This window comes from Alkalinema pantanalense CENA528 (genome assembly GCF_050753345.1).
Lineage (GTDB): Bacteria > Cyanobacteriota > Cyanobacteriia > Leptolyngbyales > Leptolyngbyaceae > Alkalinema > Alkalinema pantanalense.
In genome coordinates this window covers 1-12,909 of sequence record NZ_JBLZFX010000134.1, presented here as the reverse complement: position 1 = coordinate 12,909, position 12,909 = coordinate 1, and the positions used below count along the sequence as shown (strand labels likewise).

Genomic DNA, 12,909 nt, shown 5'->3' with positions numbered 1-12,909 from the left:
GGCAACGCAGAGGCTTTGGAGATTTTAGCACTCCAAAAGCCTTCCTGTTCGTCGCTGCAAAGAGGCAGGATGGCTAGATTTTTGGTTTTCTTACCGGAAGAGGAAGACCAAAAACATAGGAGAAGCTCACGATGACTGAGTACATTGACGATCGCGCCAGTGAAGGCTGATCGACGGATGCCGCTGCAATTTTGACCCGCAGAGAAACCAGCCGAGAACGACGCCCCGTGCGGGTGTTAGTCATCGGCCCACGGGCAGTGTCATGAGCCTGTGTACCCGCTACTTACCCTAACTGGCCGATTCCCCTTGACTTTGGGCTCCCTGCTGGCGAATGGTTTGAATCTCTGGTAGGGAGAGCCCGGTAATCTGGGCGATCTCGTCATCCGCCAGGGTTCCAAATAACCGTCGGGCGATCGCGATTTGAGTGGCCTGAATTCCCTGCTGAATTCCCTGTTGAATCCCCTGTTGAGTAGCTTTGGTAATGGCTCCCCGTTGATCTTGAATAAAAATCATCTGGTGTTCCAACTCATCTAACTCTTCTGCCGAAAGATTGGCTTGATTTGCCATCTCAAACGCTTGTTGAATCTCAGGCACTGTGCCCATACTGGTGGGCACAGTGCGCAAATCCCGAGCATGTTGCAAAAAGAAAATCCACTTATCCGTGAGAGTTTGTAAATTTTCTAAGGGCTGCCGAAATTTGGGTAGCTCCACAAATACAAGTTCCAAGTCATACACCGGATAATCTACGAGATAATCCTTTTCTTTCAAAATAAAGCGGGAGGTAATCGTGTCCAGATCCGGGAACATGACGAAATCAGTAATTGTTAAAGCAATTACCGGATTTAAAAGGGGATAATCTTGCCCAATGTTAAGTTGGGTAGAGTAGGCTTTGGCAGCATTATAAAGAATTCGTTTTTCAAAGCCCTCTACGTTCAATACCTGCATTTCGATAATGACCGTTTCGCCCGTATTCAATTGGGCCTTGATATCCAAATAGGTGTTTTTAACGCCTCGAATTTTGGGCGCGAGGTAAGGATTGAGAATTTCTAAATCCTGAATCGTATCTTGACCATTGTAAAGAACGCCATTCAGGAAGCTGATCAAAATGGCATGACTCTGTTCTGAGCCAAAAATTTTCTTGAAGGCAAAATCGGTTTTGGGATCAATGAAAATCATAGGAATCACCCCAACGATCGCAGCTCAATTTGATTGTATCAATTAGTTCTAATGTTCCATTTACATGGAAGTGAATGGGCTTTGTCCATTTACGCCGGGGAATCCTAGCTGATTTTTTTGGGTCGATGACCGTCGTCACCACTAAAGAAATTTGAGTTTCTGTTGATTACCTCTGCAAACGGGGAAACATGGCAGTACATCCCATGGAGTTTTTCAGCCAGTTACTGAGCATATCCTATGACCTTCCGCTTCCGATCTCAATCACTGTGGCTGTCTGCCTGTTGCGGTCTACTGGGCGTCAACGCCACCCTTCTTCAGACGCCTGCTTTCGCCTCATCCTCTTCGTCGGGTAACACAGTCACGGTGAGCCGATCGACGGAGGCTACCGGATTAACTCAGGGCCGCGATCGCTACCGGGCTGGGCAGTTTGCCGAAGCTATTCTGGCCTGGAAAGCCGCTGCCCAACAATATCAAACCTCCGGCGATCGACTCAACCAAGCGCTAGCACTGAGCTATGTTTCCCTCGGTCATCAAGAACTGAGCCAATGGCAAGAGGCAGAAGCTGCCATCCAAGAAAGCTTAAACTTACTCAAAGCAGCCGCTCCAGCAGCAGATGCCATCCTCTGGGCTCAGAGCCTCAATACCCAAGCTAAACTCCGATTGTCTACCGGAAAAGCTCAAGCCGCCCTAGAGACTTGGCAACAAGCGCAGAAATATTACGAGCAAGCCGGCGATCGGATCGGGAGTATCGGTAGCCAGATCAACCAAGCACAGGCACTGCAAACCCTAGGCTTTTATCGGCGTTCCAGACAACAGTTGGAAGCCCTGAATCAAAGCCTTAAAGCCATGCCCGATTCAGAAGTGAAGGTCAGTGGTCTACGATCGCTCGGATCTGCGCTCCATATGATTGGGGCTAATGTAGATAGTCAAAAGGTTTTGGAACAGGGATTAGAAATTGCACGGAAGCTCAACCTGACCACTGAAGTGAGCGATTTGTTGCAAAACCTGGGGCGAGCGACCGCAGATTTAGGCAATCCAGATGAGGCCCTCCATTATTTTGAGGAAGCTGATCAAGCTGCCACCTCTCCCCTCGATCGACTTCAATCCCGTCTACAACGCTTTAAACTTTTTGCAGACTACGGCTTGACCGATGAAGCAGCACCCCTCGCTCCCCAAATTCTAGAGCAAATTCAACAACTTCCTGCCAGTCGCACCTCGCTCTATACCGCAATTAACTTTGCGGCCACACTGAATCGGTTCGACAACCCAGCACAAGCAGTTTCGATCCCTGCCATCAGCAAGCTTCTAGAAAAAACAGTGCGATCGGCCCAGCAACTTCAGGATCAGCAAGCTGAAGCCCATGCCCTGAATCAATGGAGCCAATGGTATCAACGTACACAACAGTGGAAAGAAGCCAAAACCCTAAGCCAGCAATCTCTCCAACTGGCGCGACAAATTCAAGCGGATGACATTATTGCCCAATCCACCTGGCAACTGGGTAAATTAAACCGCATTCAAGGCAATCGATCGGAGGCGATCTCACACTACACCGAAGCAGTCAAAGCTTTACAAGCAATGCGCGGCGATTTAGTGGCGGTGAATCCGGATATGCAGTTCTCCTTCCGGGAAAGCGTCGAACCGGTTTACCGAGAATTGGTAGCTCTATTACTAGAAGGGCAACCTAGTCAAGAGAATTTAGTTCACGCTCGGGATCTAATCGAATCCCTTCAGGTGGCAGAACTCGATAACTTCTTCCGGGAAGCTTGTTTAGATAAAACCCAGCAAATTGACCAAATCGATCCCACTGCTACCGTGGTGTATCCGATCATCTTGCCCGATCGCCTAGCTATTATTCACTCCACAGCAGGTCAACCCCTACGATACTACTCAACGCCCAAACCCCAGGCAGAAGTTGAACAAACGCTCACGGAAATGCTATCGGCGTTAAGTCCTGTATCTAACGTGAAAGATCGGAACCGCCTTTCTAAACAACTCTATGATTGGTTGATTCGTCCAGCGGAAGAAGCCAACGCCCTGAAAGACACTAAGACGTTAGTCTTTGTTCTGGATGGCCGCTTACGCAACATTCCCATGGCAGCTCTCTACGACGGCAAACAATATCTCATTGAGAAATACGCCGTTACCCTATCACCTGGGTTGCAGTTAATGGCTTCCCAATCCCTAAACCCTGGTCAAATTGATGCGATCGTCGGGGGAATTAGTGAGTCCCGCTCTGGCTTCGCCGCCTTGCCGGGAGTAGAAGCGGAAGTCAAGAAAATTTCTAAAACGGTGCCCTCTTCCACATTGTTTAACCAACAATTTACTGGACAGGCCCTTTCCCAAGAGGTCAACAGCTCTCAAGCTAATGTGGTGCACTTAGCCACCCATGGTCAGTTCAGTTCCCGTATGGAAGATACCTTCTTGCTGACTTGGGATGGTCAGGTGAATGTGAAAGAGTTGTCGGAGCTGCTGAAAAAACGTCAGGGTGACACGACTAAACCGATCGAACTCTTAGTGCTGAGTGCCTGCGATACGGCAACAGGGGACGATCGAGCAGTATTGGGTCTAGCGGGCTTGGCGGTAAAATCTGGGGCACGCTCAACGATCGCCTCTCTCTGGCCGGTCAAAGACAACGCCGCTTCTCGACTCATGACTAATTTCTATCAGCAACTTAGCAAACCAGGCATCTCTAAAGCAGAAGCACTGCGACAAGCCCAATTGGAACTGATCCAAAAAACAGATTTCCGGGATCCCTTTTTCTGGTCTGCCTTTGTTCTAGTCGGCAATTGGCAATAACACTCCCAGTGAGCAAGATGCAGCAGAAAAACTAGGAAATTTGTATTTCTGCTGCAAAATTCCGTGAAGTCTCGGCAGACGAAACCAGGCTCGCTTGCATAGGATGCAGGTAGCTCCCAATTGAATGATTCTAGAATCTACCTCAAATTTTCACCAATTAGGTGTAAAGACCATGAAACATAATTCTTTCGCCAGTACACTCAGCATTTTTGCGGTGATAACTAGCTGTCTTCTCACTCCCGATGCTCAGGCTGTGACCTTCACACCACCTGCTAATAGCAATGCACCTCGTCAGTCTACTGGGGGAGCGTCTCGGGGAGCCTTTAAGTTTGTGCCACCGAGCAATAGCAGTGCACCTCGTCAGTCTACTGGGGGAGCCTCCCGTGGACAATTCTTCAGCGGCAATGGTGCACCTCGTCAGTCTACTGGGGGAGCCTCCCGTGGACAATTCTTCAGCGGCAAGGGCGCACCTAGAATGGCAACGGGAGGAGCTTCCCGTGGGCAGTTCTTCGGCGGCAATGGTGCACCTAAAGTTGCCACTGGCGGAGCTTCCCGTGGCGAATTTTTCAGCGGCAATGGTGCGCCCACCTCAGCTTCAGGAGGAGCCTCTCGCGTAGGGACTTACTACCTCAATCCTTCCATCGTTGGTGCCGATGGGCCAGCCGCCATCAAAGCGCTATTACCCCAAAGCTACTTTGGAACGACGATTTCTGAGCGACCCACCATTTTGGTCTACGTCCCCGCATCCTCGGCGCAAGAAGCAATTTTTAGCCTCAAGGATGAAGCTGGGAATACTCAATACCAAATGACCCTGCCTGTATCAGGTCAAGCAGGCATCATGGCAGTCACACTGCCCTCGGATGCTCCCGCTTTGGAGGTGTCAAAAAACTACCAGTGGTTCCTAGCACTGGATGTGGATGGTCAACTCAGCCCCAGTACGCCCTATGTAGATGGTTGGGTACAACGGATTCAGCCGACCGCTGAGCTAGAAGCTGCGCTCCAACAGACCGATGCTTTGAAGCGGGCAGAAGCGTTGGGTAAAGCTGGGGTATGGTACGACTGTGTAACAACTCTATCGTCTGTCAGATCGACTCAGTCCAATGGTGAAACCTTTAACAAACAATGGACTGAGCTACTGTCCTCAGTGGGTTTAAAAGACATTGAGAAAGCTCCGATGCTGGCATTAGCCAACTAATGCTATGAAGACAGTAGATTTTTTTGCTAATGGAATGTGCTCATTTCAGTGAAATGAGCACATTCCTTCCTCAATCCAGAGTAAAAGTCTGCTGGCCCATTCAGGTGATATGCCTCAAGAAATGTGTTGTGATGGCGTTTCCTTTGGTTGTGGATCAAGGTTTTCAGAATTGTTCTGAGGACCATTAGCTAAACTGATCGAGAATTCATCACAACACGTTTCGCTCAATCGACTGTAGCTCTATATTGATTGAAATTTTGATTTCTATGAAGCTCGCCGTATCTATGTGGCATAAGTTGAAGCAATTATTTAAAAGCACTCGTAGTGTTTTTATTATTACACCAACGGTAACCCTGGCTGTAATCTCTGGTCAGTTGGTTGGGCTGTTCAACTTATCTGAATGGAAAACGCGAGATGAATTCTTTCGATTACGATCGCAGGATACCTTTGCAGATTCTGTCGTAGTCGTCACGATTGACGAGGAAGATATTCGCACGGTCAAAAAGTGGCCAATTCCTGACTGGGCCTTAGCTGATCTCATTGCAAAAATTCGGGATCAAAAACCTCGGGCTATCGGATTGGATCTCTACCGAGATCTACCGGAAGGAAGTGGCCATGAGAAGTTGGTTAAAGTCTTCCAGACGACCCCTAGCTTGATTGGCGTTGAAAAAGTAACCGGCGATCGAGTGCCACCTTCCCCAGAATTAAAGAAGCTCGATCAAGTGGGGCTGGCTGATCTGGTACTAGATGGCGATCGGCAAGTGCGGCGAGCTTTGTTAACTGTGGAGGATGCCAAGGATAAAGGGGCCATTAAAGCAGGATTGGGTACCTATGTAGCCCTGAAATACTTAGAAGCCGAAAATATTACCCTAGAAAGTGTTGACCCCAAACAGCAAAAATTTAAGCTGGGTAAAGCAACCTATCTCCCGTTGAAAAATCAGGAAGCAGGCTATACAGAAGGGGATTTGGGGGGCTATCAAATTTTGCTGAATTGGCATGGGTCCGAGACAGCCTTTCGCACCGTCACAATGCGAGACGTCATAGCGGGTCGGGTGCCAGCGGATTTGATGCGCGATCGTATGGTGTTTATTGGTTCGACAGCCACTAGTACCAACGACTTTTTTGGCACGCCCTTTAGTAATTCTTGGCTGTATGCCCAAAAACCCACACCAGGAGTCGTGATTCATGCCAACATTGCCTACCAACTGGTTCGAGGAGCCAAATACGGTGGAACCACCCTAGCAGGATTTTCCGGGGAACAACTTGCGGGCTGGATTTTCCTATGGTCGTTAATTGGATCGGCAGGCTGTTGGAAGTTAGCCAGTTCGCAAAGTCGCCGCAGAATTTTGGGTGGCCGAATTTTTTGGGCGACCTTTGGCCTGACAGGAATGGTGATCATAGGAGCCTATGGCGCTTTTCTGGGAGGGTGGTTCATTCCAGTCTCTCCCACCTTGGCCGCTCTCATCACAAGTGTCATTGCGACAACCAATGCCTATAAACAGCAGAAATTAGAAGACACCAATCAACAACTAGAACTCGCAAACGGCCAGCTAGTCGATTACTCCAAGAATCTAGAAGTCAAAGTTGAAGAGCGCACCCGTGAACTCCATGCCGCAAAACTTGCAGCGGACGCCGCCAACCAAGCTAAGAGCGAATTTTTGGCGAATATGAGCCACGAGTTACGAACCCCATTAAATGGAATCTTGGGTTATGCGCAGGTGCTGGAACGGTCATCCCATATGAGTACGAAGGATTTAGATGGGGTACAAATTATTCATCAATGTGGTTCCCACCTGTTGATGTTAATTAATGACATTCTGGATCTCTCCAAAATTGAAGCGCGCAAATTGGAACTTTTTTCTTCCAGTGTGCATCTCACCAGTTTCCTACATACAGTTACAGAAATCTGTAGCATTCGTGCAGATCAGAAAGGGATTGGCTTCTATGTCGAAATTAGCGACCACCTCCCGAATGGTATTCAAGTTGATGAAAAACGACTACGGCAATTGCTGATCAACCTGCTAGGGAATGCGATTAAATTCACCGATCAAGGCGGGGTAACGTTTAAAGCCTATCCCCTCACGGAGGTGTCGGATACCGCCTCCATGGTCACCATTCGCTTTCAGGTAGAAGATACGGGGATTGGTATGACCCCAGAGCAATTGGAGAAAATCTTTTTGCCCTTTGAGCAAGTTGGTGAGGGGGGTAAGCGACCTGATGGAACGGGCTTAGGTTTGGCCATTAGCCAACGGATCGCAGCCCTGATGGAAAGCCAAATTCAGGTGCGAAGCCAGTTGGGAGAAGGAAGTCAGTTTTGGTTAGATCTCGAACTCCCGATCTCCCGCGACTGGGATGTGGCCCACCAACCGATCGGTTACCACAATGTGACCGGTATTCAGGGGGATACACCTTGTGTGCTGGTAATCGATGATGATGAGACCCATTGTTCCATGCTAACCACCTTCCTCCAAAGTATCGGATTCCGGACGCTGACAGCTTTGGATGGTAAGCAAGGGCTCCAGCTTGCAACCGAACATACGCCGGATGTCATCGTGGCTGATCTAACCATGCCCATGATGGATGGATTTGAACTCATTGTGCATTTGCAAAAGACTCCTCAAACCAGTTCAATTCCGATCGTCGTTTCTAGCGCGAGTGTGTTTGACACCGATCGACAACGGAGTTTAGAAGTTGGAGCCAAGACCTTTTTGCCTAAACCAGTGCAGATGGAGGATCTGCTCAATACACTGAAAACCTTGATTGAATTGGAATGGGTGTACACAGAAGAGGAAGCTGAACCAGTCACTGGGCAAGCTATGGATCAAGAACAAGGTGCCCATGGCACCCCCTTAGTTCCTGCTAAAGAAGCTTTAGAACAGCTTTATCATCTCGCCATGATGGGAGATATCGCAGGAATTGAGGGCATGCTAAAAGAAATCTCTGAACAAGATCGACGATTTATTCCCTTTACCTCTGAACTGGGCAAGTTCGCTGCCAACTTCCAAACGGGCAAAATTCGGCAGTTGCTCAAATCGCATTTAGAAACAGGAGTTCCTCAGTGATTACAGCAACCGTGACTAAAACTATTTGTATTCTGTTGGTAGATGATAATCCGACCAATTTAAAAGTGCTGTCAGAGGCAATTCAAGGGAATACATGGAAGGCGCTGATGGCCACCGATGGGGAATCAGCGATCGAACAAGCGGAATATGCCCGTCCGGATCTGATTCTTTTGGATGTGATGATGCCTGGAATTGATGGGTTTGAAACCTGTCGTCGTCTGAAAGCAAATCCCCTCACCCAAGACACTCCAATCATCTTCATGACAGCATTGTCTGAAACAATGGATAAGGTGAGAGGACTAGAATTGGGAGCGGTAGACTACATTACTAAACCGTTCCAGCAAGAAGAAGTCATTGCTCGTCTCAAACTCCATCTGCAAATTTCCCAACTGACCCATACGTTAGAGCAACGGGTACAAGAGCGCACTGCAGAACTTTCTCAGTCGTTGTCTCAGCTCCAACAAGCGCAAATTCAGTTGGTGCAAAGTGAAAAAATGTCCATGCTGGGACAACTTGTGGCTGGGATTGGCCATGAAATTAATAACCCGATCGGGTTTATTCGGGGCAATATTACGCCCATGCAGGACTACATCCAAGATTTGTTTGATTTGATTCACCTCTATCAGGAAAAGTTTCCCAATCCAGGGGCAGAAATTCTAGACATGGTAGAGATGATCGACATTGATTACCTAGCGGAAGATCTACCAAAGATTATGCGATCGATGGAACAGGGAGTCGATCGATTGCAGGAAATCAGTCTATCTCTGCGAACCTTTGCCCGCGCAGATATTGCCTCAAAGGTAGAGTTTGTTCTGGCGGAGGGAATTGACAGCACGATCATGCTACTTAGACATCGCTTAAAGGCCAATGAAAAACGACCGGAAATAGTTATCGTTAAGGAGTTTGACAAAGTTCCTCCCATTAGTTGCTACCCTGGTCAGCTCAACCAGGTGTTCATGAATATTATTGCCAATGCGATCGATGCCTTCGATGAACTGAATCAAAGCCGATCCTATAAAGAAATTGAAGCTTGCCCCAACGTTATTACTATCACGATTACCTTAGACGGTTCTAAGGAAAACGTTGTTGTACGGATTAAAGATAACGGAGCGGGAATTCCCTCTGAGGTAAAAGACCAAATTTTCGATCCATCCTTTACAACGAAAGCAGTTGGTAAAGGTACAGGTTTAGGGTTAGCCATCAGTCATCAAATTATTGTTGACAAGCATAGTGGACAACTGCAATGTCAGACGATGCCTAATGAAGGCACAGAATTTATCATCACATTACCTCTTTAACGGGTAGCAACAGGTTGAACAGTTAGGAACGACAAGGCACTATCCCAGAGATCGAACCCAACATTTAATTCAGGCGCTGTCCTGAATTCGAGGAAGCAACTGGGGAATATTAAGCATGGTTTCCACGGCTTTCCACCCAAGCCGCACTGCTTTGCGCTGCTGGGTCTATGGCCCTACGGTTGTTGCTCCCTACCGTACTCCCTATGCAACCCTCCACTCTACCTGCGTCAGTTCCAGCTACAGTTCTCACACCCAGTCGTGGGCTCACGCGCTTGTATGTGTTATCGCTCACGGCCATTGCGACCCTTGCGATCGTCGGACAAGTGCTCATTCAGAAGCAGTTAGATCGACAATCCACCGATCTCAAAATTATTCAAACCGCGCAAAATCGCCAGACCCTGTGCCAACAATTGCTGAAGAATGCCATCGCCATTCCCCTGCTACGGGATCCCGATCGACGGCAAGAACGCATCAGAGAACTTCAGCAAGTCCTGAGCCAATGGCAAACGAGTAAAGATGTACTCCGGCAGGATTTGCAGTCCATGGTGTCCCCTGCGGACTTTGCGGAAGTAGAGGCCATGCTAAAAAAGCTGGATCCTAGTTCCCAGGCAATGGTAGAAGCCGCGCAAATGATTGTGTCTACCTTTCAAGCTCGCTCCAATGCCACGCCATCGGCCCCCCGCGATCGTCTGCAAGCCCCCAAGCGGTTATTACCTTCTGCGGTCATGGCCAATCCAGAAGAACTCGTTGCAGGCCCACGCTTGTTACAAGCGGAACAGGAATTTACTCGCATCAATAGTGAGATCATTCATTGGTATAGCCACAAAGCGAAGGACGGTGTCGCTCACCTCAAACTTCTGGAGTTTGGTCTATTGGGTGTGACGCTGGTTGTGTTGGTATTGGAAGGAGTGTTGATTTTTCGGCCTGCGGTGCGCAAGCTAGAAGAGGCAATGACGGCTTTGCAGAAAGCCCTGCAGCAAGTGACCCAAGAACAGGAAAAATCTGAAAAGTTACTGCTAAATATTTTACCGGAACCGATCGCCGATCGCTTGAAACGTAAACCACAAGCCATTGCCGACGGATTTTCTGAAGCCACGGTATTATTTGCCGACATTGTGGGCTTTACGGAATTGTCCAGTCGCCTGTCGCCCCATGAACTGGTGGCACAGTTGAATGAAATTTTTTCGCAGTTCGATCGACTAGCAGAACAGTATGGGCTGGAAAAAATTAAAACGATCGGCGATGCCTACATGGTCGTAGGAGGGTTGCCAGAGCCACGGAAGGATCATGCAGCGGCCATTGCGGAAATGGCGATCGCCATGCAGACTACGTTAGCAACCATCAATCAGAACCGAGGCGAATCCCTGAATATCCGCGTAGGAATTAACAGTGGCCCCGTCGTGGCCGGAGTAATTGGTTTAAAGAAATTTATCTATGACCTGTGGGGCGATACGGTGAACGTAGCCAGCCGCATGGAATCCCATGGCAAGCCAGGGAGCATCCATGTGAGTGAAACCACTTACCACATGCTTCAACATCTCTATGAATTTGAAGAACGGGGAGTCATTCCGATCAAAGGCAAGGGGGAGATGCGAACCTACTGGCTCAAAGGCAAAGCAAACATGATAGTTGCCAGTAATAAACACTAGAGTTGTTGGGAAATAAAACCAGCTCTGGGACAGGGTTTGCCCTGACTGTTATCTAACTTATGCTGCATCTAAGTAGAAGTTCCACAAGCCTGCTGCGTTGAACATTAAGCGGTCATCGAAATCAGGCACACGATTCCTGTAAACCGTGCTCACCGCGTTATAGCGCTTTATCCCAGCATGGGCATGTTCACATTTAACTCTTTGCTGACTCAATTCCCGGTTCTCTTGCTTCTGCTGGTCACTCAACTCTTTTCCTCGCGGCTTTTTGTGCGGTAGATGAATGTTCTCAAACTCGTTCTGTAATCCTTGAAACCCTAAATCTCCCACCACGGCAACTTCTTCTGGAATATTGCCCACTAAGTCCTCTTCATCCAATTGCCGCTTGTCATGCACGGTCCCTGGTCTAGCTTGCGTCAAGATAATCACCCGCTTTTCTCGGGTGCTGCCAGTGATGTGCTTACGGGTATGACGTTTCTTCTTACCAGAGTAATGCTCCTTCTGCTGTTGCCAGTCTTTGGGGCGCTGAACCGGACGTTCCGTGCCATCGAGGATCACTTCCTTGACTTCGGGAAAGCGTTCGACAAATTCCTCAATACTCCGAACCTTGCGCGCAGGCAGGGCTTGCTTGTACCCTAATGCCGTTTCGAGCACTGGCAACAGTCTATGCACCCAGTCCCAAGCGCAAGAACGATCAAAGTGAAACAACACACTCAACAAGTCAAACGTGGGATAGCACTTGCAGTAGAGCAAGATGTAAAATAGCTTCTGCTCGGTTGTCCGCAGGGTCGCTTTGCGTCCGCCCCCAGGGGCACGTTTGCGCTCGGTCTCTGGTTTGCTCACCAGTTGCTCATAGGCTTGGCTAAAGCTACTCAACAAGGCATCGAAGGCTTTGCGATTGAGGCCAGTCATCGCTCGCATCAGGCGGTCTTGCTTGAGAATGCGTTCCAGATTCAGCATGAGAAGGCTCTGGGCTACTGCTTCACATTATCCATTATTTCCCAACACGTCTATTGATGATGCGATTATGGGAGCGATCGTAATAACCACAATTCTGAAACGTGAACTGAAATGCTGGAAAGACAGAGACTGGAAGGGCTTTTTTCTCTCTGGGCAGTCAGCATAACGTTGCCCGTAAACCGCCGCGAATGGACTTTCGGACTCAACCAGTAATCTCTAAACGGTCGGGTTCACGGGCGTTGTTAGACCGTGCCCTAACGGAGTGACTTTCAACTACTCAACCATTTAAATGTGAGTCTGAATGGTGTAATTACTGGGTTTTTAGTCACGCCAGCCAATGCAGATGAACGGGTTGCACTCTGGGAAATCAGTCAAGGGATTCAAGGTTTACTGATTGGCGACAAAGGCTATTTAAGTGCTGAATTCAAACAAGATTTAGCGGCGCGCGGAATTCAGCTTGAAACCCCGCTTCGCAGTAATATGGAGGAGACTCGCCCAACCGCATGGGTCAAACTGGCACAGCGATTAAGACGGTTAATTGAGACAGTGAACAGTCAATTATCCGAGCGATTTCATTTGGAACGAATTCGCTGTCGTGACCTCTGGCATTTGACCAGTCGGGTCAACCGAAAAATTCTGGCTCACACCCTCTGCTGTTGGCTCAATCATAATCTAGGAAGGAGTTTGCTTCAATTTGACAACTTGGTCTGCGATGCCTGAAAAAAGTCGCACATCGCCTAAAACTGGGATTCCCCTCCACCCTCCCACCCTTCACC

Annotated in this window: 8 protein-coding genes and 1 pseudogene; 6 read left to right on the top strand and 3 right to left on the bottom strand. The window is 48.6% G+C overall.

The window, feature by feature from the left end:
• Positions 1–73 precede the first annotated feature (73 nt).
• Positions 74–244, bottom strand: a complete 171-nt coding sequence (locus ACN4EG_RS25505; RefSeq protein WP_431633104.1) for a hypothetical protein — start codon at positions 242–244, stop codon at positions 74–76.
• 44 nt (positions 245–288) lie between these two features.
• The gene (locus ACN4EG_RS25500; protein ID WP_431633103.1) at positions 289–1,176 is read right to left on the bottom strand and encodes an Rpn family recombination-promoting nuclease/putative transposase; all 888 of its coding nucleotides are present in this window, start codon (positions 1,174–1,176) and stop codon (positions 289–291) included.
• Positions 1,177–1,413: 237 nt separating this feature from the next.
• Between ACN4EG_RS25500 and ACN4EG_RS25495 the strand changes: the two genes are divergently transcribed.
• From ACN4EG_RS25495 to ACN4EG_RS25475, 5 genes are all read left to right on the top strand, one after another.
• The gene (locus ACN4EG_RS25495; protein WP_431633102.1) at positions 1,414–3,972 is read left to right on the top strand and encodes a CHAT domain-containing protein; all 2,559 of its coding nucleotides are present in this window, start codon (positions 1,414–1,416) and stop codon (positions 3,970–3,972) included.
• 172 nt (positions 3,973–4,144) lie between these two features.
• Complete coding sequence (locus ACN4EG_RS25490) at positions 4,145–5,167, top strand: DUF928 domain-containing protein (protein ID WP_431633101.1); 1,023 nt, start codon at positions 4,145–4,147, stop codon at positions 5,165–5,167.
• 266 nt (positions 5,168–5,433) lie between these two features.
• Positions 5,434–8,229, top strand: a complete 2,796-nt coding sequence (locus ACN4EG_RS25485) for a CHASE2 domain-containing protein (RefSeq protein WP_431633100.1) — start codon at positions 5,434–5,436, stop codon at positions 8,227–8,229.
• Positions 8,226–9,527 (top strand): hybrid sensor histidine kinase/response regulator, encoded by a 1,302-nt coding sequence (locus ACN4EG_RS25480; RefSeq protein WP_431633099.1) that lies wholly within the window; start codon positions 8,226–8,228, stop codon positions 9,525–9,527. Before ACN4EG_RS25485 ends, ACN4EG_RS25480 begins: the two co-directional genes overlap by 4 nt.
• Before the next feature lie 203 nt (positions 9,528–9,730).
• Positions 9,731–11,176: an adenylate/guanylate cyclase domain-containing protein gene (locus ACN4EG_RS25475; RefSeq protein WP_431633098.1), complete on the top strand. Its 1,446-nt coding sequence runs from the start codon at positions 9,731–9,733 to the stop codon at positions 11,174–11,176.
• Positions 11,177–11,233: 57 nt separating this feature from the next.
• Here the strand turns inward: ACN4EG_RS25475 and ACN4EG_RS25470 are convergent, their stop codons facing one another.
• On the bottom strand, positions 11,234–12,133 hold the full coding sequence (locus ACN4EG_RS25470; protein ID WP_431633097.1) for a transposase family protein: 900 nt from the start codon (positions 12,131–12,133) through the stop codon (positions 11,234–11,236).
• Between the two features lie 282 nt (positions 12,134–12,415).
• On the opposite strand from ACN4EG_RS25470, the pseudogene ACN4EG_RS25465 reads away from it, so the two are divergent.
• A pseudogene (locus ACN4EG_RS25465) lies at positions 12,416–12,853 on the top strand (IS982 family transposase); the annotation flags it as partial.
• Between the last annotated feature and the right edge of the window lie 56 nt (positions 12,854–12,909).